Origin of the sequence: Nostocoides japonicum T1-X7 (genome assembly GCF_001046855.1) — a bacterium.
Taxonomy (GTDB): domain Bacteria; phylum Actinomycetota; class Actinomycetes; order Actinomycetales; family Dermatophilaceae; genus Nostocoides; species Nostocoides japonicum.
The window spans coordinates 2,653,875-2,678,657 of the sequence record NZ_HF570958.1; the positions used below are offsets into that span (position 1 = coordinate 2,653,875).

The window sequence follows — 24,783 nt, forward strand, 5'->3', positions numbered from 1 at the left end:
CACGCGCCGCCGGCGCCCGCGTCGATGCCGGTCACCCGGTGCCGGAACAGGACGGTGGCGCCGTCGGCGCGGGCCAGCTCGAGGTATGCGCTGGCGACCCGGTGCGGGTCGACGACCCCGTCCGCGGATCCCCACGTCGCCCCGCCGAGACCGCTGGGCTCGAACGGCGTTGTCCTCCAGGCCTGTTCGAGGGTCAGGATCTCGACCGGCACGCCGTGCTCGCGCTGCCGGGCGACGGCCCGCTGCTGGGCCTCCCAGGTCTCCTCGGACACGAGCAGGAGGTAGCCGGTGGGCCGGTAGCCGACGTCGATGCCGTGGGTCGAGGGGAAGTCCCGGAAGGCCTGGATGCTGCGCCAGGAGATCTCGATGTTGAGGTCGTCGGCCCACTGGCCCCGGATCGAGGCGAAGGACCGCCCGGTGCTGCCCTCCGCCGGTCCGTCGAACGTGTCGAGGACGACGACCCGCTTCCCGGCGCAGGTCAGGTGGTGGGCGCAGCTGGCCCCCACCGCTCCGGCGCCGATGACGACGACGTCGGCGCTCAGCTCCTCGATCATGGGGACCCCTCGTCGTCCTGGACACCTCGGGACGGTGCCGCGATGTGAGGACGCTAGGAGCCGGGAGGCGGTCGGGTCATCGGCGCGGCCTCGGAACTCCGGGAGGAGTTCTTCGACAATCGTCGGAACGGGTCCCCGTCGGGAGAGGTCAGCGGGTGTCCCGGTATGCCGCGAGCCGGAGGGCGAGGTGCAGGTCGTCGCGCCCGTCGGCGAGGCGCAGGTTGACGCCGGTCAGGGTTTCGATGCGGTCGAGCCGGTAGTACAGCGTCGTGCGGTGGATGTGCAGCTCCTCCGCGCTGCGGGTCACGTCGCCGCCGTGGTCGAGGACGCACGGCGCGGTGAGCAGCAGGTCGCCGCGTCGCCGGCCGCGCAGCACGTCGGCGCCGGGATGGACCTGGCCGGGGGACAGGTCGTCGGGGGCGGCGACGATGAGGTGCCACGACCCGAGGGCGTCCCACGTCGGCCGGGCGAGGCGCGCTCCCGCACGGAGGGCCCGGCGGGTCGCCACGGCACGGGAGACGGCGACCGACAGGTCGGCGAGGGGCACCGGTGGGCCACTCGTCAGGGCAGCCGTCGGTCCCGGGTCGGGGTGGGCGGTCAGGCCGTCGCCGAGGGTCCAGCCGCGCCGGTCCGCACGAGTGCCGACGAGCGCGCTGACCGCCACGGTGACCTGGCGAGACAGGTGCTCGAGGTCGGCGAGCTCCTCCGCGGCGGCGACATCCCGTCCGGCCCGGAGCCGGGCGAGCAGCTCGGCGCGGAGCCGGGCACGCTCGGCGGCGTCCGGCTCGGTGCGAGCGAGGATCCCCGCCGCGAGACCGGCGACCTCGACGGCCGGCCCGATCTCCTCCTGCGACACGGCTCCGTGCGGGTCGAGGACCCAGAGGTAGCCGTGGAGCCGCTCTCCCTCGCGGACCGGGACGCACCAGCGCTCGACCATGTCGGCCTCCGGAAGGGCCGGCGTGCGGACGGGACCGGTGGCCCGGGCCAGCCCCAGCCGCCGGACGAGCGCGGCCGCCTCCGGGGGCGGCTCGCGCCGCATGATCGAGCGGAGCCGCACGGGGTCGCCCTCGTCCTGGGCGCTCCACCACAGGGGATGGTGGCCGGCGTCCTCGACGAGCACCGCGCATCCGAGGCGCTCCGCGAGCTCCTCGACGGCTCGCTGGATGTCCGGCACCGCACCCGCTCCTCCCGCTCGACGGGAACTTCGACAACCGTAGGAAACACGGGATGGGGTTTCCGAGCAAGCGCCGAAGCGGACGGCGCCGTGGCTCGCATACCGTCGCCGTCATCGGCACCGACCGCAAAGCCGCGCAGCACCGACAGATCGAGGTCCGAAGGATGTCCGCTCCCGCCGCACGCACCGCCCTCTTCCCCGTCGGCCCGACGACGCCGCTGAGCTACGCGCCCGGGTCGCCGGAGCGCGCCCACACCGCCGACGCCTTGGCGAGGATCCGGTCGACCGGCTACGACGTGCCCAACATCATCGGCGGCGAGGAGGTCCGGACCGGGCGCGAGGTCCCCGTCGTCACGCCGCACGACCACGCGACGCAGCTCGGCACCGTCCACTGGGCCGGCGCCGCCGAGACCCAGCGCGCCATCGACGCCGCCCTGGCCACCGCCTCGTGGTGGGGACGGCTGCCGTGGGAGGACCGGGTCGCGCCGTTCCTGCGTGCCGCGGACCTCCTCGAGCACGGGTCGTGGCGCCACCACCTCAACGCCGCGACGATGCTCGAGCTGTCCAAGACGACCTATCAGGCCGACATCGACGCGGCGTGCGAGACGCTGGACTTCATCCGGGCGAACGTGAAGAACATGCTCGACCTGTACGGCGTGCAGCCCGGCTCCCGTCCGGGGGAGTGGAACACGGCGGAGTACCGGCCCCTCGAGGGGTTCGTCTTCGCGGTGACGCCGTTCAACTTCACGTGCATGAACAACCTCGCCTTCGGCCCGGCGGTCCTCGGCAACACCGTCGTGTGGAAGCCGGCCGAGAGCGCCTCGCTCGTCGCGCACCTGTCGCTCCAGCTGTTGCGCGAGGCCGGGCTCCCGGACGGGGTCGTCAACGTCGTCTACGGGGACGGCGCCGAGATCGGGGAGGTGGCGCTCGGCCACCGCGACCTCGCGGCCGTCCATTTCACCGGCTCGACGGGCACCTTCCAGCACATCTGGCGCACCGTCGGGCAGAACGTCGCGAGCTACCGCAACTACCCGAGGCTCGTCGGCGAGACCGGCGGCAAGGACTTCATCCTCGCCCACCCCTCGGCCGATCTCGACACCCTCGCCGCCGCGTGCATCCGGGGTGCGTACGAGTTCCAGGGGCAGAAGTGCTCGGCCGCCTCGCGGCTCTACGTGCCCCGCAGCCTGTGGCCCGAGCTCAGGGAGCGGCTCGTCGCGATGACCGAGAGCGTCGTCGTCGGCGACCCCACGCTGCCCGAGACCTATGTCGGCGCCGTCATCAACGCCAGGCAGCACGCCAAGCACGCCGCCGCCCTCAAGCAGGCCCGGGAGGAGCGGCTCGTCGTCGTCGGCGGCTCGACGGACGACTCGACGGGCTGGTTCGTCGACCCCACGATCCTCGAGGTGGACGACCCCTTCTCGCCCTTCATCACCGAGGAGCTGTTCGCGCCGGTCCTCACGGCCTACGTCTACGAGGACGCCGACTGGGATCGGACGCTGCGCCTCGTCGACGAATCGACCCCCTACGGCCTGACCGGCGCGGTGTTCGCGACCGACGAGGCGGCGGTCCGGCAGGCCGACGACGCGCTGCGCTACACGGCGGGCAACTTCTACGTCAACGACAAGCCGACCGGCTCCGTCGTCGGGGCCCAGCCGTTCGGAGGCGCCCGCGCGTCCGGCACCAACGACAAGGCCGGCACGGTGTGGAACCTCATCCGCTTCGCCAGCCCCCGGTCCGTCAAGCGCAACCATCTGCCCGTCACCGACTACCGGTACCCCCACCTCGAGTCCTGAGCCGCCCCGGGTCGGCGACAGGCAGGACGGTCATGACGACGGCCATCATCGGCGGCGGCGAGGTCGGTCGGGCGTATGCCGTCGGGCTCGTCGAGAGTGCCGGGGAGTCGCCGGGAGCCACCGGCCGCCCCACGGTCGCGCTCTGCGCCCCACGGCCGTCGGAGGCCGTCCTGGCCCTGGCGGACTCGCATACCGGCATCGTCCTGCACCGCGGGCCGGGACCGTGGCTGCGCGACGTGGGCCAGGTCTGGCTCGCCGTGGGAGGGGACGTCTCCTCGTCCGTCCTCGACGAGCTCCTCCCTTGGCTGCCCTCGGGAGCGACCGTCGTGGACCTCACGACCGCGAGCCCGGACGACAAGCGCGGGGCCGACGTCCGGGCGACCCGGGCGGGGGTCCGCTACGTCGACGCCGTCATCCTCGGGGCCGTCGCGCTCACCGGGTCGCGGACGGCCCTGCTCGCCGCCGGACCGCACGCCGCGGAGGCGACGGCTCCGTTCGTCCGGCTCGGCGCTCCCGTCACCTGCCTGCCGGAGGCCGCGGCGGGGGATGCCGCGGCCCTCAAGCTGCTGCGCACGATCCTCACCAAGGGGCTCGAGGCGCTCGCCGTCGAATGCCTCGTCGCCGCCGAGCAGCAAGGGGTCCGCGAGCAGCTCTACGAGGCGATGGGCGATGTCGACGCGTCCGGCTTCACGGCCTTCCTCGACATGCTCGTGACGACCCACGTCGTCCACGCCGAGCGGCGCCGGCGCGAGGTCGAGCGGGCCCGGTCGCAGCTCGAGGCCCTCGGCCTCCCGTCGTCCATGCTGGCGGCCGCCGACGCCGTCTACGCCCGCAGCCTCGAGCTGCGGAGCCGCAGCGAGCCTCCCCGCGACGCGCACCGCGACGTGACGGTGGCCCTGGACTGGCTCTCCGGCGCGACCCACGGCTCGATGGCCACCGAGGTCTAGCCCCGTCTGTCGTGCGCGGGCTCGGACCGCTAGGGTCGGCGCCATCGACCCGCAGCGCCGCGGTGCGGCGAAGGAGGTAGCTCGGAGTGACGAACACGGCATCGGAGCAGTCCGTGCAGACGAGGGACTGGCCGGAACCTGAGCAGGGCACCCGCCGCTGGGTGCCGGCGACCTCGACGCCGGTCGACCGCGGACGGATCGAGAGCCTCCTCGCGGCGGAGTGGGAGCGGTTCACGGCCGGCACGCCGGCCTCGGGTGAGCACAACGCCCGGGCCAGCACGACCCTGCCCCTGGGCGTCACCTCCTCCTTCCAGCACTGGGATCCCTACCCCGTCTCCATCGTCTCGGCCCGCGGCGCGTGGCTCACCGACGTCGATGGCCGGCGGCTGCTCGACCTGTCGATGGGGTTCGGCGCCATGCTCGTCGGTCACCTCAACCCGCTCGTCGTCCAGCGGGTCACCCATGCGCTGGAGGAGACGGGCACGCTGTTCGTCACCCCGTCGCCGACGGCCACGGAGGTCGCCGAGCGGTTCAAGGCGCGGTTCGGCCTCGGCATGCTCCGCTTCACCAACTCCGGCACCGAGTCGCTCATGTACGCCGTGCGCTCGGCTCGGGCATACACCGGCCGCAAGGCGATCATCAAGATCGAGGGCGGCTACCACGGGGGCTACGACGCGCTCCAGGTCTCGGTCAAGCCGGCACTGGAGGACATCGGCCCCGCCGAGGCGCCGATCCCGGACGTGCCGTTCGACGTCGAGGCGGGCACCGTCTACGTCACGCCCTACAACGACCTGCCCTACCTGACCCGGCTGCTCGAGGAGCACGCCTCCGAGGTCGCGGCGGTCGTCATGGAGCCGGTCGTGGAGAACCTGTCCATCGTGCTTCCCGACGCGGGCTACCTCGCCGGCGTGCGGGCGGCCTGCGACGCGCACGGCGTGCTCCTCATCTTCGACGAGGTGAAGACCGGCCTCACTGCGGGGTATGCCGGCGCCTCCCAGCGCCTCGGGGTCAAGCCGGACCTCGTGACGCTCGCCAAGAGCATCGGTGGCGGGCTGCCGCTCGCCGCGTTCGGCGGTACCGACGAGGTGATGCAGGTCGTCGTCGACGGCCGGATGGCCCACTTCGGCACCTACAACGGCAACCCGCTCGTCATGGCCGCGGCGTCGGCCGTCGACGAGCTGTGCACCCACGAGGCCCTCGATGCCGCCGAGGCGGTCAACGTGCACGCCCTGACGGCCATCGACGCCGTCATCGCCGAGTACGAGCTGCCTGCCCACACGGTCGGGTTCGGTGCGAAGGGGTGCGTCACGTGGTCCACCCGGCCGGTGCGCAACTACCGCGACTACAAGGCGACCGACTTCGGCGTGGCCGAGCTCAGCTGGCTGTGGGGCGTCAACCGGGGGGTGCTGACCCCGCCCGGGCTCGACGAGCAGTGGCTCGTCTCGCTCGCGCACACGGACGCGGACATGGACACCCTCGTCGGGGAATTCACCGACCTCGCGAAGGCGCTCCGGGGCTGACCGGGCTTCCGAGAGAGGTGACCCCCCGGCCGAGGAGGACCCGGCATACCGTGGGGGTATGCGACTGACCCACCTCGGACATGCGGCCCTCCTCGTCGAGGTGGCCGATGTGCGGATCCTCGTCGACCCGGGTACCCTCGCGCCCGGCTGGGAGACGCTGACCGGGCTCGACGCCGTCCTCGTCACCCACCAGCATCCCGACCACCTCGACGTCGACCGGCTCCCCGTCCTCCTGCGCGCCAACCCGGGCGCCGCGCTCATCGTCGATCCGGGGAGCGCGGAGGTGTTGCGCGAGAAGGGGATCGACGCCGTCGCCCACGACGGGTCGGCGCGGGCGGTCGGCGACGTCGGTGTCCACCCGGTCGGGGAGCTGCACGCGGTCATCAACGAGGCCATCCCGCGCATCCCGAACATCGGCGTCCGGCTGACCGCCGCGGGCGAGCCGACCCTCTACGTCACGGGGGACGCCCTCGACGGCGAGCCGGGCGACGTCGACATCGTCGCGTTCGCCGTCGCGGCGCCCTGGTGCGCGAGCAAGGAGACGACGGCCTTCCTCAAGCGGCTCGACCCGCCCGTCGCCGTGCCGGTCCACGACGGCATCGTGAGCCCCGCGGGCCGCCAGATCTACGTCCAGCACGCGACGAGCTTCGGCGGCGAGCACACCCGGATGCTCGACCTCGCCGGCCGAGGGGCCACGACCGTCGACCTCTGACGGGCACGTCGCCCCGCGCCAACCCATCCCGCCATCGGCCGACTGGCGGTCTGGCACCCGATCGGGGCCTGTGCACCACTCCGACGCGGACCGGGCCACCTCATCCCGACCGGCCGATCACCGGCTTGGCGGTCTGCCACCCGATCGTGGCCTGTGCACCAACCAGTCCACGCAGAGAAGCGCTACCGGGAAGCCGCTGGCGCGGTGAGGCGGACCGAGGAACAGGACATTGGCGCGGCGGGCCACCGACAGACGCTCCGAGACCGCTCATCGGGCACCGCTCGCCGACCGGCAGCGTCCGTATTGCCTGTTCGTGGGGCCGACCGACATCCAAAGCGACCCACAGGCACTCGACACGTGGGCCGCTCACGTATGACGGGTATCGGCCGGCGACCGCATTGGGTGTCCGTCAGTCTCCAGGTCGGAAACGTAGGGACTGAGCGGAGGTGGGTCGGCGTCCGGGTGGTGCACAGGCCCCGATCGGGTGCCAGACCGCCGGCGGGTGGCCCGGTCCGGGGGTTGGTCGGCCCGGGTGGGGTGGCCGGTCGGCGTCCGGGTGGTGCACAGGCCCCGATTGGGTGGCAGAACGCCGGCGGGTGGCCCGGTCCGGGGGTTGGTCGGCTCGGGTGGGGTGGCCGGTGGGCGTCCGGGTGGTGCAGGGGCCCCGATTGGTGGCAGACCGCCGGCGGGTCGGTGGGGTGGAGTGGTGCAGGGGCCCCGATCGGGTGCCAGAACGCCAACTGGCCGGCCGGTACCGGCTAGCGGTCGGCGTGCAGCTTCTCGCCGCCCCGTGCGGCGAGGTAGGCGGCGCCGATGATCCCGGCTTTGTTGCGCAGCTTCGCCGGGACGATGGGGGTCCGCAGCGACAGTAGCGGCAGGAACTCCTCGGAGTCCTTGGAGACGCCGCCGCCGACGACGAACAGGTCGGGCCACAGGAGGTTCTCCAGGTGCGAGTAGTAGCGCTGGAGCCGTTTGGCCCACTCGGCGTAGGAGATCCCCTCCCGCTCCTTGGCGGAGGAGGCGGCGACGCTCTCGGCGTCGAGACCGTCGAGCTCGAGGTGCCCCAGCTCGGAGTTGGGGACGAGCTCGCCCTCGTTGATGAGGGCGGTGCCGATGCCCGTGCCGAGCGTCGTGACGATGACGAGCCCGCGCTGGCCCTTCGCGGCGCCGTAGTGGAGCTCGCCGACCCCGGCGGCGTCCGCGTCGTTGACGAGGAGGATGTCGTGGTCGAGGCGCTTCTCGAGCATCTTCTCGGCCTCGAAGTCGAGCCATCGCTGGTCGATGTTCGCCGCCGACCGCACGACCCCCTTGGTCACCACCCCGGGGACGGTGATGCCGATGGGGGAGTCGCCCCGGATCTCGTCGAAGTGCTCGACGATCTGGGCGATGACGTCGCCGACGGCCTCGGGCGTCGACGGCTGGGGGGTCTCGATGCGCAGCCGCTTCTCCGCAAAGGCTCCGGCATCGAGGTCGACCGGGGCACCCTTCACGCCGCTGCCGCCCACGTCGATTCCGAGAGGGAGGGCCTTCTTTGACATCGTCGTCCTTCCGTGGGCCATCGCGGGTCGGGGACCACCCTAGCGAGGTCGGGGCTCACGGCAGAGTGAGGATCTCGTTCCCCGAGTCGGTGATCCGGATCGTGTGCTCGAACTGGGCGGACCGACGGCGGTCCGCCGTGACGACCGTCCAGCCGTCGTCCCACATCTCCCAGTCCGACGTCCCGAGGTTGAGCATCGGCTCGATCGTGAACGTCATGTTCGGCTCGATGAGGGTGTCGTAGGCCGGTGCCGCGTCGTAGTGCGGGATGACGAGGGGCGAGTGGAACGACCGGCCGATGCCGTGGCCGGTGAAGTCGCGGACGACGCCGTACCCGAAGCGGCGGGCATAGCTCTCGATGACCCGGCCGATGACGTTGATCCGCCTCCCGGGCACGGCGGCCCGGATGCCGCGCATCATCGCCTCGCGGGTCCGCTCGACGAGCAGTCGCGACTCCTCCTCGACGGCACCGACGAGGTAGGTCGCGTCGGTGTCGCCGTGGACGCCGCCGACGTAGGCGGTGATGTCGATGTTCACGATGTCGCCGTCCTCGAGCCGACGGTCGTCGGGTATGCCGTGGCAGACGACCTCGTTGACCGACGTGCAGAGGGACTTGGGGAAGCCGCGGTACCCGAGCGTCGAGGGGTAGGCGCCGTGGTCGAGGAGGAACTCGTGGCCGACCCGGTCGATCTCGTCGGTCGTGACCCCCGGGGCGATGACGGCCGCGGCGGCCTCCATGGCCTGTGCCGCGACCCGGCCCGCGACCCGCATCCGCTCGATCGTCTCCTCGTCCTTCACCTCCGGGCTGAGCTCGCGGTTCGGTGCGGGCCGGCCGACGTACTCCGGTCGCTCGATCGACGCGGGAACCACCCGGCGCGGAGACACGGTGCCCGGGGCCACCGTTGCATACGTCATCGGCATACGGTGGAGTCTAGGCAGGCCGCGTAGAGAGGACGACCCGATGCCTTACTGGTACAACGTCGACACGGGACAGGTCGAGACGGACGACAACCGCTCCCAGGACGCCAACGTCCTCGGACCGTATGCCACCGAGCAGGACGCCGCCCGTGCCCTGGAGAAGGCGCGGGAGAACACCGAGCGGTGGGACGAGGAGGACCGCCGCTGGAACAGCGGGTCCTGGGACGACGGGACGCTCGAGGACTGAGCCCGTCAGGTCCGCCGATGGAGGTCGACGACGTATGCCGCACTCGGGTTCCAGGCGTCCCCGCCCTCCCACGTCGGGTACCGGGCCTCGGGCAGCAGCCCGGCCGCCCAGCAGGCCGCGTCGTAGTCCTCGATGGAGGTCACCGGACAGCTTGGCGGCAGGTGGGCGGCGTCGAGCCCGAAGCCCGCGACGACGAGCCCGCCCCGCTCGACGTGACCGGCCACGTGCCGCATGACCTCCGGGAGCGTCCCCGGCGCGAGGAGGGGGACGACGTTGCCCGCCATGAGGACGAGGTCGAACTTCTGGCTGCGGAGGAACAGGTCGGTGAGGTCCTGCCGCACGTACCGGGTCGCCGGGTCGTTCGCCGTCGCATACGCGATCATCGCCGCGTCCTCGTCGACCCCGACGCACCGGTAGCCCCGGCGCGTCAGCTCCTTGGCGACCCGCCCGGTCCCGCACCCCGCGTCGAGGATGCGCGACCCGGGAGGCACGAGCGACGCGACGAACCGGGCCTCGCCGTGGACGTCCTCGCCGGACTCCTCGAGCGCGTCGAACCGCCGCTGGTAGGCGGCGGCGTCCGGCGAGATGCCGGCGATCTCGCTCCATCGGGTCCGCGGGAACGGCTCGGACATCGTCACTCCTCGAAGGAGTTCTCGGCGGCCGGGAAGGCCCCCGACCGCACCTCGTCGGCATACTCCCTCGCCGCCTGCGCCAGCTCGGCCCGCAGGTTCGCGTACTTCTTGACGAACCGGGGTGCCTTGCCGCCGCGCAGCCCCGCCATGTCCTGCCAGACGAGGACCTGGGCGTCGACCTCCGGCCCGGCGCCGATCCCGATGACGGGGATGCGCAAGGCGTCGGCCACCGCCTTGGCGGCCGGGACGGGCACCATCTCGATGACGACGGCGAAGCACCCGGCCTCCTCGAGGGCGAGGGCATCGTCCATGAGCTTGTCGGCGCCGGAACCGCGCGCCTGCACCTTGTAACCGCCGAGGACGTGCTCGCTCTGCGGCGTGAACCCGATGTGCCCCATGACGGGGATGCCGGCGCGGACGAGCAGCTCGACCTCCGGCACCATCGGGCGGCCGCCCTCGAGCTTGACGGCGTGCGCCATGCCCTCCTTCATGAACCGGGTGGCCGTCGCGAGCGCCTGCTGCGGGCTCGCCTGGTAGGACCCGAAGGGCAGGTCGGCGACGACCATCGCGTGCTTCGCGGCGGAGGTCACCGCGCGGACGAGCGGGACGAGGTGGTCGACGGTCACCGGGACGGTCGTCTCGAACCCGTAGACGTTGTTGCCCGCCGAGTCGCCGACGAGCAGGACCGGGATGCCCGCCTCGTCGAAGATCTCCGCGGCATACATGTCGTATGCCGTGAGCATGGCCCACTTCTCGCCGCGGTCGGTCATCGCCTGGAGGTGGGGGACGCGGATGCGGCGCTGTGGGGCGGCCTGGGCGCCGGTCCCGTAGGGCGCCGTGACCTCGGGGAGGGGAGTGGAGTCGCTCATGGGGGCATCGTAAGCGTCAGGAGTTCGTAAAAAGTGCGGCCCGAGCCTCCCCTCGGTCCGAGATCTGTGATTGCGTAAGTCGCGGCGCGACACCGCAGCTTCTTTCCCGTGGACTTCAGCACCCGCGAGATCTTCCGTTCCGGACGGCACCGCTGCGTCGTCGCGTGCGGCCGCCGGACCCGGTGGCCGACAGCACGGTGGAGGAGAACGCGTGAAACGAACACGACAGGCGACGGCTGTCGCGGGGGTCGCCACGGCGGCGCTCGCACTGACGATGACCATGCCGGGCGCCCAGGCCCGGCAGGCCCCCGTCGACAAGGACCCGGTGGCCGTCCAGAAGAAGGACAACCTGCCCAACCCACTCGCCGACGCGCAGAACGCGCTGCGCCGGGAGGCCATCGCCAAGCTCGTCACGGGGCAGGCGACGACGGAGGTCCGCGGGGGGCAGCGGGTCATCAAGCTCGCGGGGAAGGTCGACGCGAGGACGGGCAAGAAGTCGAAGGACCGCTTCGTCAGCTATCCGGTGGAGCGTGAGGAGTCGATCCTCACGATCCTCACCGACTTCGGCACGCAGACCGACCCGCGGACCGACGGCTCGGCGGGCCCCCGTCACAACGAGATCCCGCAGCCCGTCCGCGGCGCGGGGAGCGGCTCCGCTGCCGACAACAGCACGTACTGGGTGAAGAACTTCAACCGGTCGCACTACCGGAACATGATGTTCGGCGACGGCGAGTCGTTCAAGGACTTCTACCTCAAGCAGTCCAACGGCCGCTTCCTCGCCACGGGCGACGTCTCCAACTGGGTCACCGTCCCCTTCAACGAGGCGCGCTACGGGTCGAACGACATCTCCGAGGCCGACGGCTACTGGAACTACGTCAAGGACACGGCCTCGGCGTGGTACGACGCCCAGGTCGCGGCCGGCAAGTCGAAGGCCTGGATCACCAAGTACCTCAAGCAGTTCGACAAGGTCGACCGCTACGACTACGACGGGGACGGGAACTTCAACGAGCCCGACGGGTACATCGACCACTTCCAGGCGATCCACGCCGGCGAGGGCGAGGAGGCAGGGGGCGGCGCCGAGGGCGAGGACGCCATCTGGTCGCACCGGTGGTACGCCTTCTCCACGAATGCCGGAAAGACCGGTCCGACGGGCAACCTCCTCGGCGGTGTGCCCCTCGGCGACTCGGGGCTGTGGATCGGCGACTACACGACCGAGCCGGAGAACGGCGGCCTCGGCGTCTTCTCGCACGAGTTCGGCCACGACCTCGGCCTGCCGGACCTCTACGACACGAACGGCGGCGACAACGGCACCGGCTTCTGGACGCTGATGAGCGCCGGCTCGTGGCTGGGCCACGGGGGCAACTCGATCGGCACGACACCGGGCTACATGGGCGCCTGGGAGAAGCTGTTCCTCGGGTGGCTCGACTACACGGTCGTGCCCTACGGCGAGAGCCGGGGGGTGAAGATCGGCCCCGCCGACCGGGATGCCAAGAACAACCCGCAGGCGGTCGTCGTCACGCTGCCGGACAAGACGACGACGACGCAGTACAACACCCCGCACGCGGGCAGCAACGAGTGGTGGAGCGGGTCGTCGAACAACCGGAGCGCGACGCTGAGCCGCAGCATCGACCTCAGCGGCGCGGCGTCGGCGTCCGTGTCGGCCTACCTGGCCCACGACATCGAGGAGGACTACGACTACCTCTACGCCGAGGCGAGCACCGACGGCACGTCGTGGACGACCCTGGACAGCATCACGGGCAGCGACATGACGTGGGCCCAGAAGACGTGGGACCTGTCGGACTTCGCCGGTGAGCCGGTCCAGTTCCGGTTCCGCTACGCCTCCGACGGGGGCTACAACCTCAAGGGCGCCTTCCTCGACGACATCATGGTCACCGTCGACGGGGACACCGTTCTCACCGACGGCGCGGAGGACGGCGACAACGGCTGGACGGTGTCGGGCTGGAGCCGCATCGACGGGTCGACGACCGTGACGACCCCGCGCTTCTACCTCGCGGAGAACCGCGTCTACTCCGGCTACGACGACACCCTGCGGACCGGTCCGTACAACTTCGGCTGGGGCACGACGCGCCCCGACTGGGTCGAGCGGTTCCCGTACCAGAACGGCCTGCTCGTCACCTACTACGACGGGTCCTACGCGGACAACAACACCTCCACCCACCCCGGTGGCGGCCTCGTCCTGCCGGTCGACGCGCGGCCGGCGAACATGGTGTTCCCCGACGGCTTCCAGCTGGGCAACCGGCGCCAGCCGTTCGACGCGACGTTCGGCCTCGAGGCGACCGACGCCGTGACGCTGCACCACAACGGCGTGGCGCTGAAGGTTCCGTCGCAGCCGGCCATCCCGGTCTTCGACGACGCCTACCCCAACAAGTACTGGACGGCCGACAACCCGATGAGCTCGGTCAAGGTGGCGGGCTCCGGGCTGAAGCTGACGGTCAAGTCCACGACGAGCGACGGCGACTTCATGCAGCTGCGGGTGCAGTTCACGAAGTGACCTGAGCGAGCGGGACCGTCCCGCCACGACACGGCCCCGGCGTCCGCGCCGGGGCCGTGTCCGCGTGAGGAGAGGGTTCCTCCGGTATGCCGGAACGGGCGTGGGCGGGTCGGGTGCACCGAGGTCCCGCGCCGCCTACGGATAGGGCAGGATCTCATCCCATGGACCGTCAACAGGAGTTCGTCCTACGTACCATCGAGGAGCGCGACATCCGCTTCGTGCGCCTCTGGTTCACCGACGTGCTCGGCACGCTGAAGTCGGTCGCCGTCGCCCCGGCCGAGCTCGAGGGCGCCTTCGCCGAGGGCATCGGCTTCGACGGCTCGGCCATCGAGGGCTTCGCACGGATCTACGAGGCGGACATGCTCGCCAAGCCGGATCCCTCGACCTTCCAGATCCTCCCGTGGCGCGGTGAGAGCCCGGGCACGGCCCGGATGTTCTGCGACATCTGCCTCCCCGACGGCAGCCCGAGCATCGCCGACCCGCGCCAGGTCCTCAAGCGGGCCCTCGACAAGGCGAGCGACGCCGGGTTCACCTTCTACACCCACCCCGAGATCGAGTTCTTCCTCCTCGACCGGAGCGCCCAGAGCGGCGCGGACCCCGTGGCCATCGATACCGCCGGCTACTTCGACCACGTCCCCGGAGGCAGCGGGCAGGACTTCCGCCGGTCGGCCATCACGATGCTCGAGTCGATGGGCATCTCCGTCGAGTTCTCCCACCACGAGGGCGCCCCGGGCCAGAACGAGATCGACCTGAGGTATGCCGACGCCCTCACCATGGCCGACAACATCATGACCTTCCGCACCGTCGTCAAGGAGGTGGCGCTCGAGCAGAACATCTACGCGACCTTCATGCCGAAGGTCTTCGCCGAGCACCCGGGCTCCGGCATGCACACCCACATGTCGCTCTTCGAGGGCGACACCAACGCCTTCTACGAGGCCGGCGGCCCCTACCAGCTGTCGACGACGGGCCGCCGGTTCATCGCGGGGCTGCTGCGGCACGGCGCGGAGTTCACGGCGGTCACCAACCAGTGGGTCAACTCCTACAAGCGGCTGTGGGGCGGCGGGGAGGCGCCGGCATATCTCACGTGGGGCCACAACAACCGGTCGGCGATGGTCCGGGTGCCGATGTACAAGCCGAACAAGGGCAACAGCAGCCGCGTCGAGGTCCGCACCATCGACGCTGCGTGCAACCCCTACCTCGCGTATGCCGTGCTCCTGGCGGCGGGCCTCAAGGGGATCGAGGAGGGCTACGAGCTCCCGGCCGAGACCGAGGACGACGTGTGGCGGCTGACCGCCGACGAGCGACGGGCCATGGGCATCGACCCGCTCCCGGCGTCCCTCGCGGAGGCCATCGCCGCGATGGAGCGCAGCGAGCTGGTCGCCGAGACCCTCGGCGACCACGTCTTCGAGTACTTCCTGCGCAACAAGCGCGCCGAGTGGGACGACTACCGCAACCAGGTGACCGCCTTCGAGCTGAGCCGCTACCTGCCCCGGCTCTGACGCCGATGGCCTCCACGCGCGCAGCGAGCGCCGGTGCGACCCTGGCGCGCCTGGGCTTCGCCGACCCGGCACGGGCCCAGCAGCTCCTCGCGGACCCCGCGCTCGGCGGCCTCCTCGACCCGCTCGACGACGTGTTCGGCGACGGGCTGCCGGACGCGCTCGCGCGCGTCGCCGACCCCGACCTCGCCCTCCTCGCCCTCGTCCGGCTCATGGAGGCGCTGCGCCGGCAGGAGGGCCGCCGCACCGAGGAGCGCGACCGCGACGTCTCCCATCTCATCGCCGCACTGCGCCACCCCGGACCCGGACGCGACCGGCTCCTCGGCGTCCTCGGGGCGTCGACGGCGCTCGGCGACCACCTCGTCGCCCACCCCGAGCACTGGCGCTGCGTCGTGGAGGCCGAGCCGCGCTCGGCCGCCGAGCGGATCCGTGACCTCGTCACCGCGGTGCGGGAGCCGGGCGAGCTGACCCGCGACGACGCGCTGCGCGTCGCATACCGGCGTGAGCTCCTCGGCATCGCCGCCCTCGACGTGACGAGTCCGGATCCCGTCGCCGTCCTGCCCCGGACCGCCGCGGCCCTCGCCGACCTCGCGGAGGCGGCGCTCGAGGCCGCGCTGGCCATCGCGACGGCCGAGCTGCCCGTCGAGGCGGCACGCTGCGACCTCGCGGTCCTCGGCATGGGCAAGACGGGCGGCCACGAGCTCAACTACGTGAGCGACGTCGACGTCATCTTCGTCGTCGAACCCGCCGAGGGCATCGACGAGGACGTGGCCGTCGCCTCGGGCACGGCGCTCGCGACCCGGCTCATGCGGGCCTGCTCCGCCTCGACGGCCCACGGCACGCTGTGGCCCGTCGACGCCGCGCTGCGGCCCGAGGGCAAGCAGGGACCGCTCGTCCGCACCGTCGCGAGCCACGCGTCCTACTACGCGCGGTGGGCCAAGACGTGGGAGTTCCAGGCCCTCCTCAAGGCCCGGCCGGTGGCGGGCGACCGCGCGCTCGGGGAGGCCTACCTCGCGGCGGTCTGGCCGATGGTGTGGGAGGCGGCGGGGCGCCCCGACTTCGTCGTCGACGTCCAGGCGATGCGCCGCCGCGTCGAGGAGCACGTCCCGCCGGCCGAGGCGGCGCGGCAGCTCAAGCTCGGCCCCGGCGGCCTGCGCGACGTCGAGTTCAGCGTCCAGCTCCTCCAGCTCGTCCACGGCCGCAGCGACGAACGGCTGCGCTCCCGCACGACGCTCGACGCCCTCGCCGCCCTCTCCGCCGGCGGCTACGTCGGGCGCGAGGAGGCGACCGCGCTCGACACGGCATACCGGCTCCTGCGGACCCTCGAGCACCGGATCCAGCTGTTCCGCCTCCGGCGGACGCACCTCATGCCGGCCGCGCACGCCGACCTGCGCCGCCTCGGCCGCGCCGTCGGCTTCCGCGGCGATGCCGAGGCGCAGGTCGTCAAGGCCTGGCAGGCCCAGGCCCGCGAGGTCCGGCGCATCCACGAGCGCCTCTTCTACCGCCCCCTCCTCGCGGCCGTCGCGCGGCTGTCGAGCGACGAGGCACGGCTCTCGGCGGAGGCGGCCCGGGACCGGCTGGCCGCCCTCGGCTTCCGCGACCCGGCCGGTGCCCTGCGGCACCTGGAGGCCCTGACGACCGGGGTCTCGCGCCGGGCGGCGATCCAGCGGACCCTGCTGCCCGTCATGCTCGGCTGGTTCGCCGACGAGGCCGACCCCGACGCCGGGCTCCTCGCCTTCCGCAAGGTCAGCGAGTCCCTCGGCTCGAGCCACTGGTACCTCAAGATGCTGCGGGACGAGGGCTCGTCGGCCGAGCGGCTCGCCCACGTCCTCGCCCGGAGCCGGTTCGCGGCGGACCTGCTCGTCAGCGCGCCCGAGGCCGTCCAGCTCCTCGGGGACAACGCCGGCACGACCCCTCGCACCCGCGACGACATCGCCCGGCGGATGGCGACGTCCGCGGCCCGCCGGTCGACCCCCGAGGAGGCGGTCTCGGCGATCCGCGCCATCCGGCGCACCGAGCTGTTCCGGATCGCCGTCGCCGACCTCGGCCGCGGCATCGGCCTCGCGGAGGTCGGGCGCGCCCTCACCGACCTGTCCGCCGCGCTGCTGCAGGCCACCCTCGACGTCGCCGTGCGCCAGGTCGAGGCGAGCACGGGCCGGCCGATGAGCACGCGCATCCTCGTCGTCGGGATGGGTCGGCTCGGCGGGGGCGAGGCAGGGTATGCCAGCGACGCCGACGTCATCTTCGTCCACGACCCGCTGCCGGGAGCGGCGGAGGCGCTCGCCCAGGAGCAGGCGACCGACGTCGTCAAGCTGCTCCGGAGGCATCTGAGCCAGCAGGGGCCCGACCCGGCGCTGCCCGTGGACTCCGACCTGCGCCCCGAGGGCAAGAACGGCCCGATCATCCGGTCCCTCGCCTCGTATGCGGCGTACTACGCCCGCTGGTCGCTCGTCTGGGAGTCCCAGGCCCTGCTGCGCGCGACGCCCCTCGCCGGCGACGCCGAGCTCGGCGACCGGTTCCTCCGGCTCGTCGACCCGCTGCGCTGGCCCGCCGGCGGGCTCATCCCCGCCCAGGTGCGGGAGGTGCGCACCCTCAAGGCCCGGATGGAGACCGAGCGGCTCCCGCGCGGCGCCGACCGCCGCACCCACTTCAAGCTCGGAGAGGGCGGGCTGTCGGACGTCGAGTGGACCGTCCAGCTCGTCCAGCTGTGCCACGCCCACTCCGACCCTGCGCTCCGGACGACGAGCACCCTCGGCGCGCTCGCGGCCGCCCGGGCCGGCGGCTACCTCGACGGCGACGACGCGGAGGCCCTCGAGGAGGCGTGGTCGCTCGCCTCGCGGATGCGCAACGCCTCGATGCTGTTCCGCGGCCGACCGATGGACAGCCTCCCGTCCGACGTCCAGGACGCGAACGGCGTCGCCCGGATCCTCGGGCTCCCGCCGACGTCCGGCCAGCTGCTCGCCGAGCGCTACCGCCGCGTCTCCCGCCGGGCCCGCTCGGCGATGCGCCGCGCCTTCTACGACGCTCCCTGAACGACGAGGGAGAGGAGGGGAGGGACCGGGCGGTGGACGGTGGACCGGGCGGGGCGGTGGGGACTCCTAGACTTTTCCCATGATGACCACGCTCGACATCCGGGGCCGTGACCTCGGGGTTCGTGAGCTTCGCGCCCTCATGCCCCGGGCCGAGCTCGACGTCGAGGCGGCGCTGGCCGTCGTCCGCCCGATCTGCGACGACGTCCACGACCGAGGTGCCGAGGCCGTCCGTGACCATTCCGAGCGTCTCGACCACGTCCGGCCGCGGCGGCTGCGCGTCCCGGCCGGGACGATCGCCGCCGCCGTCGACGCCCTCGACCCCACGGTGCGGGCCGCGCTCGAGGAGACGATCCGCCGCGCGCGCCTCGTCCACGCGGACCAGCGACGCACCGACACGGTCACCCGGGTCGTCGACGGCGGCACCGTCACCGAGCGCTGGGTGCCCGTCGACCGGGTCGGCCTCTACGTGCCGGGCGGCCGCGCCGTCTACCCGAGCAGCGTCGTCATGAACGTCGTCCCCGCGCAGGAGGCCGGCGTCGGCTCGCTCGCCGTCGCGAGCCCGCCCCAGCGCGACAACCCGCCGGACTTCGCGGGTCAGCCGCATCCGACGATCCTCGCCGCCTGCGGTCTCCTCGGGGTGGAGGAGGTGTATGCGATGGGCGGCGCCCAGGCGGTCGCCGCGTTCGCCTACGGCTTCGAGGACGGCGGCGACGTCTGCGACCCGGTGTCCCTCGTGACCGGGCCCGGCAACATCTACGTCGCGGCGGCCAAGCGGCTGCTGCGCGGGGTCGTCGGCATCGACGCCGAGGCCGGGCCGACCGAGATCCTCGTCCTCGCCGACGAGACGGCCGACGCCGACCTCGTCGCCTCCGACCTCGTCAGCCAGGCCGAGCACGACGTCGTCGCCGCGAGCGTCCTGGTGACCGACAGCCCGGCGCTCGCCGACGCGACGGCCGCGGCCCTCGAGGCCCGCGTCTCGGCGACGAAGCACTCCGAGCGCGTCCGCACCGCCCTCACCGGGAGCCAGTCCGCGATCGTCCTCGTCGACGACATCGAGCAGGGCGTCGCCGTCGCCGACGCGTATGCCGCCGAGCACCTGGAGATCCACACCCGCGACGCCGCGCGGGTCGCCCTGCGCGTCCGCAACGCCGGGGCGATCTTCGTCGGCCCGTATGCGCCGGTGAGCCTCGGCGACTACTCCGCCGGGTCCAACCACGTCCTGCCCACGGGGGGCTGTGCCTGCCACTCCAGCGGCCTGTCGGTCCAGACCTTCCTGCGCGGCATCCACGTCGTCGACTACACCCGGGAGGCGCTGGCCGAGATCGCCGACCTCGTCGTCGCGCTCGCCGAGGCCGAGGACCTGCCCGCCCACGGGGAGGCGATCACCGCGCGGTTCGGGGACCACCGGTGACCGGCGTCGCGGACCTGCTGCGGGCGGACCTGAGAGGGCGCACGGCATACGGCGCACCACAGCTCGACGTCCCCGTCCGGCTCAACACGAACGAGAGCTCCTACTCGGTGCCGCAGGAGGTCGTCGACGACGTCGCCGCGGCGATGGCCAAGGCGGTGCCCGACCTCAACCGCTACCCCGACCGCGAGGCGACCGACCTGCGCACGGCGCTCGCGGCATACCTCTCCCGTTCGGGGACGGCCGTGACACCGGAGCAGGTGTGGGCGGCCAACGGCTCCAACGAGGTCATCCTCCACCTCCTCCAGGCGTTCGGGGGTCCCGGCCGCACGGCGCTGGGCTTCACCCCCGCGTACTCGATGCACCCGATCATCACCCGGACGACGGGCACCGCCTGGGTCGACGGGCACCGCGGCGAGGCGAGCGGGCCGTTCGACCTGTCCGCGGGGCGCGCGGCCCGGACGGTCGAGGAGCACCGGCCCGACGTCGTCTTCCTCTGCTCGCCGAACAACCCGACGGGCACCGCCCTCGGCCTCGACGTCGTCCTCGCCGTCCACGACGCGGCGCCGGACGCGCTCGTCGTCGTCGACGAGGCGTATGCCGAGTTCGCCCGGCCCGGGACCCCGAGCGCCCTGACCCTCCTCGAGGGGCGGGAGCGCCTCGTCGTGACCCGGACGATGAGCAAGGCCTTCGCCCTCGCCGGAGGGCGGCTCGGCTACCTCGCGGCGGACCCGCAGGTCGCCGACGCGCTGCGGCTCGTCCGGATGCCCTACCACCTGTCGACGCCGAGCCAGGTCGTCGCCCTCGTCGCGCTGCGCCACACCGACCTGCTCCTCGGGACGGTCGAGGCGATCAAGGCGCAGCGCGACCGGATCGTCGACACGCTTCCCCGTCTCGGGGCGGAGGCCGGGGCCCGCGGTCGCCTCGAGCCGGTCCCGAGCGACGCGAACTTCGTCCTCTTCGGCGGCCTCGCCGACGCCCACGTGACGTGGCAGGCGCTCCTCGACCGGGGGGTCCTCATCCGCGACGTCGGCATCCCGCACTATCTTCGGGTGACGGCCGGCACGCCGGAGGAGACGACCGCCTTCCTCGACGCCCTGGCCGAGCTCGTCCCCGCCCACCTGGAGGCCCGTTCATGAGCAGCGACCGCACCGCGAAGCTGACGCGGAGCACGTCGGAGAGCACTGTCGAGCTCGCCGTCAACCTCGACGGGACAGGCACCGCCGACGTCTCGACGGGCGTGCGGTTCTACGACCACATGCTCATCTCGCTCGCCAAGCACTCGCTCATCGACCTCGTCGTCCACGCCGAGGGCGACATCGACGTCGACGCCCACCACACCGTCGAGGACGTCGCCATCGTCCTCGGCGACGCGCTCCGGGAGGCGCTCGGCGACAAGCAGGGCATCTCGAGGTTCGGCGACGCGACCGTTCCTCTCGACGAGGCGCTCGTCCTCGCCGTCGTCGACGTCGCGGGCCGCCCGTACGTCGTCCACGAGGGGGAGCCCGCCGGCCAGGAGTACGTCGTCATCGGGGGCCAGTACACCGGCTCGCTGACCCGGCACGTCCTGGAGACCCTCGCCCACCACGCCGGGATCGCCCTCCACGTGCGCGTCCTCTCCGGTCGCGACCCGCACCACATCGTCGAGGCCCAGTTCAAGGCGGTGGCCCGCGCCCTGCGCGCCGCCGTCGCCCGGGACCCGCGGGTCACCGGCATACCGAGCGCCAAGGGCGCGCTGTGACCGGGTCGTGAGCACCGGGGTCCTCCTCCTGCGCGGGCCGTCCGCCACCGCGGCCCGCTGGGTCGGGCGCGGCCTGGTCAGCGCGCGGGTCATCGCCCACGGCCCGTGGACCGCGGTCCAGCTCGTGGGCGACCGGGCCCGGTCGGCGCCGCCCTACGACGACGCGGCTCGGGCGCTCATGGCGCGGCCCATGGGCCGACGGCTGCGGCCCGCCGTCGGCTTCTTCGTCACCGACGGGACGGGGGTGCTCACCGTCCGGCCCAAGGGCTGGCACAGCCGGCTGACCTGGCTCGTGTGGACCCCCGACACGGGTGCCCGCCCGGCGCCCGGCCTGCCCCCGGTCCGCGTCGACGACCTGCGCCACCTCGCCCCCGGGGTGTCCGCGTCCGAGATCCGGCGCGCGCTCTCCACGCGGCCCGCAGACCCCGTCGCGTGGCTGTCCGGCATCCTCGTCACGCTCGGGCTGCCCGGCGCCGGCCTGCTCACCGGCGCCGAGGAGGGCGGTGCCGTCGTCCACCCGTCCGCCGCCTCGGTGCGCCGGTTCGACGCCATGGTGGCCGACGACCGCGACCATCGCGCCGAGCTGGGTGACCCGCCGTGAGCGGCAGACCCACCGTCGTCGTCCTCGACTACGGCAGCGGCAACATCCACTCCGGGGTTCGCGCCCTCGAGCACGTCGGCGCCGCCGTCGAGCTGACGGCCGACCCCGTCCGGGCCCTGGAGGCCGACGGTCTCTTCGTCCCCGGTGTCGGGAACTTCCACGCCTGCATGGCCGGCCTGCGCGCCGCCGACGGGCCCCGGGTCATCGACGTCCGGCTCGCGGGCGGCCGACCGGTGCTCGGGGTGTGCGTCGGCATGCAGATCCTCTTCGAGGGCAGCGACGAGCCCTCCGACGCCCCCCAGGAGGGCATGGGGGAGTGGCCGGGCCGCGTCGAGCGGCTTCGCGCACCCGTCGTCCCCCACATGGGGTGGTCGACCGTCGCGGTCCCCGAGGGCTCGCGGCTGTTCGCGGGCGTCGAGGGCGAGCGCTTCTACTTCGTCCACTCGTATGCCGTCCCCTCGTGGCAGCTGCCGGAGCCGGCGGGGAACTTCGCCCCGGTCGCCCCGGTCGTCACGACGGCGACCCACGGCGAGCCGTTCATCGCCGCGGTGGAGAACGGCCCGCTGTCGGCCACCCAGTTCCACCCGGAGAAGTCCGGCGACGCCGGGCTCGCCCTCCTCGAGAACTGGGTCCGCTCGCTCTCGACCAGCCATGGAGGAGAACCCAGATGACCGACGCTCCGCGCCTGGAGCTGCTCCCCGCCGTCGACGTCGCCGACGGGCAGGCCGTCCAGCTCGTCCAGGGCGTCGCCGGATCGGGGGGCACGTTCGGCGACCCGTGGGAGGCCGCGAGCGACTGGCAACGGCTCGGGGCCGAGTGGCTCCACCTCGTCGACCTCGACGCCGCCTTCGGCCGCGGCTCCAACGCCGAGCTCCTCGCGGACATCGTCGGACGGCTCGACGTCCTGGTCGAGCTGAGCGGCGGCATCCGCGACGCCGCCTCGCTGGAGCGGGCCCTCGCGACCGGGTGTCGCCGGGTCAACCTCGGCACCGCCGCTCTGGAGGATCCCGAGTGGACCGCGGCCGCGATCGCCGAGCACGGCGACCGCATCGCGGTCGGGCTCGACGTCCGGGGCACGACGCTCGCGGCGCGCGGCTGGACCAAGGACGGGGGAGACCTCTGGGAGACCCTCGCCCGCCTCGACCGCGAGGGGTGCGCGCGCTACGTCGTCACCGACGTCACGAAGGACGGCATGCTCGCCGGCCCGAACCTCCAGCTGCTGCGCGACGTCTGCGACCGCACCGACCGGCCCGTCGTCGCGTCCGGCGGGGTCTCGACGCTCGAGGACATCGCCGCCCTCCGGCGGCTCGTGCCGATCGGTGTCGAGGGCGCCATCGTCGGGTCGGCGCTCTACCGTGGCGGCTTCGCGCTGCCCGATGCCCTCGAGGTGGCCGGCCGCCCGTGACCGAGTACCCGCCATCCGTCACCGAGCACCTGGAGCCGGCGTCGGCCAGGAGGCCGGCGGTGCCGGGGCGCCCCGCGGCCGACGAGGTCGAGGACTCCGGCGGCCGGCCGTGGCGCGACCGGGTCCTCACCTCGACCGGCTTCGACGACGACGAGGGTGCGGAGGACCGCACCCTCGTCGCCGCCCTGACGACCCCGACGACCGATGCCGCGCTCGTCGCAGTCGTGGCCGGGAGCCGCCTGCTCGTCGCCGTCGTCGCCGAGCCGGGCGCGGTGGAGGTCGGACCCGAGGGGCTCGCCCACGACGCGTCGGTCGACATGGCGCTCGTCGTCCTCACGGCGGCCGACGGCACCCGGGCCCTGCCGGCGTTCACCTCGGTGCAGGCGCTCGCCGCCTGGGACGCGACGGCCCGCCCGGTGCCCGTGACGGCCGCCCGGGCCGCCCAGGCCGCCGTCACCGAGGGCTGCGAGTCCATCGTCCTCGACGTCGGTTCCGCGCGCGAGACGGCGCTCCGGCCGAGCATGGTGTGGGCTCTCGCCCAGCAGCGCGACTGGCGGCCCGCGCACGACGACCCGTTCGTCGCCCGGTCGGTCGAGCGGGCGGTGGCCTCCGAGCAGGACATCACCGGTCACGGGGTCGAGGACGGCGAGCCGGCCGCCCACGGCATCCTGCGCGTCGTCCTCACCCTGCGACCGGGCCTGACCGGCGAGGAGGTCCGCGAGATCGCCACCCGGGTGGGGGAGCGGCTCGCCGCCGACGGCGAGCTCCGCGCGAGGGTCGACGGCCTGGCCTTCGTGCTCCGGTGATTTCGCCGGTCAGCGACCCGCTGGTACCCTGAACCAGACCGGTCGGCCACCCTCGGGAGGTCGACGTGCAAGAGAAGCCCAGCTTCCACCCGCGACGACCAGCAGGTCGCCGGGTTCCAGGTCCAGGCGGCGTATGCCGTGCCTGCTCCGAACGCCGGAGCCGGTTCGCGGCATACGTGTCACCGGGGTCGGAACGAGGGCTTCTCGCGCACCGCGACGAGGAGCCCTTTCTTCGTATCCCGCGGCCACCATGACCAACGACGAAGGAGCAGCACATCAGCGAGCCTCGCATCAACGACCGCATCCGGGTTCCGGAGGTGCGGTTGGTCGGCCCCAACGGCGAGCAGGTCGGCATCGTCCGCGTCGAGGACGCCCTCCGGCTCGCGGCCGAGGCGGACCTCGACCTCGTCGAGGTCGCCCCGATGGCCAAGCCCCCCGTGGCCAAGCTCATGGACTTCGGCAAGTACAAGTACGAAGCCGCCATGAAGGCCCGGGAGGCCCGCAAGAACCAGGTCAACACGGTCATCAAGGAGATCAAGCTCCGCCCGAAGATCGACCCGCACGACTACGGCACGAAGAAGGGCCACGTCGAGCGGTTCCTCGGCGGCGGGGACAAGGTCAAGGTGACGATCATGTTCCGCGGACGCGAGCAGTCCCGGCCCGAGCTCGGGCACCGGCTCCTGCAGCGCCTGGCCGAGGACGTCGCCGAGCTGGGGACCGTCGAGTCGGCACCGAAGGTCGACGGCCGCAACATGATCATGGTTCTCGCCCCGCTGAAGAAGAAGTCCGAGGCCAAGGCCGAGCAGCGACGCCGGCGCGACGAGCGCGCCCAGGCATCCGCGGCCCCGGCATCCCGGGCCCCGCAGGAGCCGGTCGTCGA

The 24,783-nt window shown here is 72.9% G+C and carries 22 protein-coding genes; 16 read left to right on the forward strand and 6 right to left on the reverse strand.

Annotation, left to right across the window (positions count from 1 at the left end):
- Both BN12_RS11870 and BN12_RS11875 read right to left on the reverse strand, forming a co-directional pair.
- On the reverse strand, positions 1-554 hold a 554-nt coding region (locus BN12_RS11870; RefSeq protein WP_157635710.1), incomplete at its 3' end, for an NAD(P)/FAD-dependent oxidoreductase.
- Between the two features lie 148 nt (positions 555-702).
- Complete coding sequence (locus tag BN12_RS11875) at positions 703-1,728, reverse strand: PucR family transcriptional regulator (RefSeq protein WP_048552727.1); 1,026 nt, start codon at positions 1,726-1,728, stop codon at positions 703-705.
- A 164-nt stretch (positions 1,729-1,892) separates the two neighbouring features.
- Between BN12_RS11875 and pruA the strand changes: the two genes are divergently transcribed.
- The 4 genes from pruA (at position 1,893) to BN12_RS11895 (ending at position 6,700) form a co-directional block, all read left to right on the forward strand.
- Positions 1,893-3,521, forward strand: a complete 1,629-nt coding sequence (pruA, locus tag BN12_RS11880) for an L-glutamate gamma-semialdehyde dehydrogenase (RefSeq protein ID WP_048556328.1) — start codon at positions 1,893-1,895, stop codon at positions 3,519-3,521.
- A 32-nt stretch (positions 3,522-3,553) separates the two neighbouring features.
- On the forward strand, positions 3,554-4,468 hold the full coding sequence (locus BN12_RS11885) for a DUF1932 domain-containing protein (RefSeq protein ID WP_053080020.1): 915 nt from the start codon (positions 3,554-3,556) through the stop codon (positions 4,466-4,468).
- An 86-nt stretch (positions 4,469-4,554) separates the two neighbouring features.
- The gene (locus BN12_RS11890) at positions 4,555-5,988 is read left to right on the forward strand and encodes an aspartate aminotransferase family protein (RefSeq protein WP_235432385.1); all 1,434 of its coding nucleotides are present in this window, start codon (positions 4,555-4,557) and stop codon (positions 5,986-5,988) included.
- A 58-nt stretch (positions 5,989-6,046) separates the two neighbouring features.
- Complete coding sequence (locus BN12_RS11895) at positions 6,047-6,700, forward strand: MBL fold metallo-hydrolase (protein ID WP_048552730.1); 654 nt, start codon at positions 6,047-6,049, stop codon at positions 6,698-6,700.
- Positions 6,701-7,458: 758 nt separating this feature from the next.
- Here BN12_RS11895 and ppgK read toward each other — a convergent pair.
- Both ppgK and map read right to left on the reverse strand, forming a co-directional pair.
- Positions 7,459-8,238, reverse strand: coding sequence for a polyphosphate--glucose phosphotransferase (ppgK, locus tag BN12_RS11900; protein WP_048552732.1), 780 nt, complete (start codon positions 8,236-8,238; stop codon positions 7,459-7,461).
- Positions 8,239-8,293: 55 nt separating this feature from the next.
- Entirely contained in the window at positions 8,294-9,157 is an 864-nt protein-coding gene (gene map / locus BN12_RS11905; RefSeq protein WP_048552734.1) for a type I methionyl aminopeptidase, read from the reverse strand.
- Positions 9,158-9,197: 40 nt separating this feature from the next.
- Between map and BN12_RS11910 the strand changes: the two genes are divergently transcribed.
- The gene (locus BN12_RS11910; protein WP_048552737.1) at positions 9,198-9,401 is read left to right on the forward strand and encodes a hypothetical protein; all 204 of its coding nucleotides are present in this window, start codon (positions 9,198-9,200) and stop codon (positions 9,399-9,401) included.
- 5 nt (positions 9,402-9,406) lie between these two features.
- Here the strand turns inward: BN12_RS11910 and BN12_RS11915 are convergent, their stop codons facing one another.
- Positions 9,407-10,033 carry a class I SAM-dependent methyltransferase gene (locus BN12_RS11915; protein WP_048552738.1) on the reverse strand — a complete coding sequence of 209 codons (627 nt, stop codon included), beginning with the start codon at positions 10,031-10,033 and terminating at the stop codon, positions 9,407-9,409.
- A 2-nt stretch (positions 10,034-10,035) separates the two neighbouring features.
- Positions 10,036-10,902: a 3-methyl-2-oxobutanoate hydroxymethyltransferase gene (gene panB / locus BN12_RS11920; RefSeq protein WP_048552742.1), complete on the reverse strand. Its 867-nt coding sequence runs from the start codon at positions 10,900-10,902 to the stop codon at positions 10,036-10,038.
- 211 nt (positions 10,903-11,113) lie between these two features.
- Here panB and BN12_RS11925 point away from each other — a divergent pair, with 211 nt between their 5' ends.
- The 11 genes from BN12_RS11925 to infC form a co-directional block, all read left to right on the forward strand.
- Positions 11,114-13,414 carry an immune inhibitor A domain-containing protein gene (locus BN12_RS11925; RefSeq protein WP_327152654.1) on the forward strand — a complete coding sequence of 767 codons (2,301 nt, stop codon included), beginning with the start codon at positions 11,114-11,116 and terminating at the stop codon, positions 13,412-13,414.
- 161 nt (positions 13,415-13,575) lie between these two features.
- Positions 13,576-14,913: a type I glutamate--ammonia ligase gene (gene glnA / locus BN12_RS11930; protein ID WP_048552744.1), complete on the forward strand. Its 1,338-nt coding sequence runs from the start codon at positions 13,576-13,578 to the stop codon at positions 14,911-14,913.
- A 5-nt stretch (positions 14,914-14,918) separates the two neighbouring features.
- The gene (locus BN12_RS11935) at positions 14,919-17,942 is read left to right on the forward strand and encodes a bifunctional [glutamine synthetase] adenylyltransferase/[glutamine synthetase]-adenylyl-L-tyrosine phosphorylase (RefSeq protein ID WP_048552745.1); all 3,024 of its coding nucleotides are present in this window, start codon (positions 14,919-14,921) and stop codon (positions 17,940-17,942) included.
- A 79-nt stretch (positions 17,943-18,021) separates the two neighbouring features.
- Positions 18,022-19,353: a histidinol dehydrogenase gene (gene hisD / locus BN12_RS11940; protein WP_048552749.1), complete on the forward strand. Its 1,332-nt coding sequence runs from the start codon at positions 18,022-18,024 to the stop codon at positions 19,351-19,353.
- Positions 19,350-20,489 (forward strand): histidinol-phosphate transaminase, encoded by a 1,140-nt coding sequence (locus BN12_RS11945; RefSeq protein WP_048552752.1) that lies wholly within the window; start codon positions 19,350-19,352, stop codon positions 20,487-20,489. The genes hisD and BN12_RS11945 overlap by 4 nt, the downstream gene beginning before the upstream one ends.
- On the forward strand, positions 20,486-21,091 hold the full coding sequence (hisB, locus tag BN12_RS11950; RefSeq protein ID WP_048552754.1) for an imidazoleglycerol-phosphate dehydratase HisB: 606 nt from the start codon (positions 20,486-20,488) through the stop codon (positions 21,089-21,091). The genes BN12_RS11945 and hisB overlap by 4 nt, the downstream gene beginning before the upstream one ends.
- A gap of 7 nt (positions 21,092-21,098) precedes the next feature.
- On the forward strand, positions 21,099-21,692 hold the full coding sequence (locus BN12_RS11955; RefSeq protein ID WP_048552757.1) for a hypothetical protein: 594 nt from the start codon (positions 21,099-21,101) through the stop codon (positions 21,690-21,692).
- The gene (hisH, locus tag BN12_RS11960) at positions 21,689-22,363 is read left to right on the forward strand and encodes an imidazole glycerol phosphate synthase subunit HisH (protein WP_048552758.1); all 675 of its coding nucleotides are present in this window, start codon (positions 21,689-21,691) and stop codon (positions 22,361-22,363) included. The genes BN12_RS11955 and hisH overlap by 4 nt, the downstream gene beginning before the upstream one ends.
- Complete coding sequence (gene priA, locus BN12_RS11965) at positions 22,360-23,097, forward strand: bifunctional 1-(5-phosphoribosyl)-5-((5-phosphoribosylamino)methylideneamino)imidazole-4-carboxamide isomerase/phosphoribosylanthranilate isomerase PriA (RefSeq protein ID WP_048552760.1); 738 nt, start codon at positions 22,360-22,362, stop codon at positions 23,095-23,097. Before hisH ends, priA begins: the two co-directional genes overlap by 4 nt.
- 59 nt (positions 23,098-23,156) lie before the next feature.
- Positions 23,157-23,903, forward strand: coding sequence for an SseB family protein (locus tag BN12_RS11970; protein WP_048556332.1), 747 nt, complete (start codon positions 23,157-23,159; stop codon positions 23,901-23,903).
- Between the two features lie 317 nt (positions 23,904-24,220).
- Positions 24,221-24,783, forward strand: a 563-nt coding sequence (infC, locus tag BN12_RS11975) for a translation initiation factor IF-3 (protein ID WP_235432386.1), incomplete at its 3' end; no start/stop codon positions are given.

Bases quoted from the DNA above. Each gene is read 5' to 3' on its own strand.
- hisB (WP_048552754.1), top strand. From the start codon at position 20,486: ATGAGCAGCGACCGCACCGCGAAGCTGACGCGGAGCACGTCGGAGAGC.
- panB (WP_048552742.1), bottom strand. From the start codon at position 10,902: ATGAGCGACTCCACTCCCCTCCCCGAGGTCACGGCGCCCTACGGGACC.
- map (WP_048552734.1), bottom strand. From the start codon at position 9,157: ATGCCGATGACGTATGCAACGGTGGCCCCGGGCACCGTGTCTCCGCGC.
- priA (WP_048552760.1), top strand. From the start codon at position 22,360: ATGACCGACGCTCCGCGCCTGGAGCTGCTCCCCGCCGTCGACGTCGCC.
- BN12_RS11935 (WP_048552745.1), top strand. From the start codon at position 14,919: ATGGCCTCCACGCGCGCAGCGAGCGCCGGTGCGACCCTGGCGCGCCTG.
- ppgK (WP_048552732.1), bottom strand. From the start codon at position 8,238: ATGTCAAAGAAGGCCCTCCCTCTCGGAATCGACGTGGGCGGCAGCGGC.
- glnA (WP_048552744.1), top strand. From the start codon at position 13,576: ATGGACCGTCAACAGGAGTTCGTCCTACGTACCATCGAGGAGCGCGAC.
- pruA (WP_048556328.1), top strand. From the start codon at position 1,893: ATGTCCGCTCCCGCCGCACGCACCGCCCTCTTCCCCGTCGGCCCGACG.
- BN12_RS11910 (WP_048552737.1), top strand. From the start codon at position 9,198: ATGCCTTACTGGTACAACGTCGACACGGGACAGGTCGAGACGGACGAC.
- BN12_RS11915 (WP_048552738.1), bottom strand. From the start codon at position 10,033: ATGTCCGAGCCGTTCCCGCGGACCCGATGGAGCGAGATCGCCGGCATC.
- hisD (WP_048552749.1), top strand. From the start codon at position 18,022: ATGATGACCACGCTCGACATCCGGGGCCGTGACCTCGGGGTTCGTGAG.
- BN12_RS11895 (WP_048552730.1), top strand. From the start codon at position 6,047: ATGCGACTGACCCACCTCGGACATGCGGCCCTCCTCGTCGAGGTGGCC.
- BN12_RS11885 (WP_053080020.1), top strand. From the start codon at position 3,554: ATGACGACGGCCATCATCGGCGGCGGCGAGGTCGGTCGGGCGTATGCC.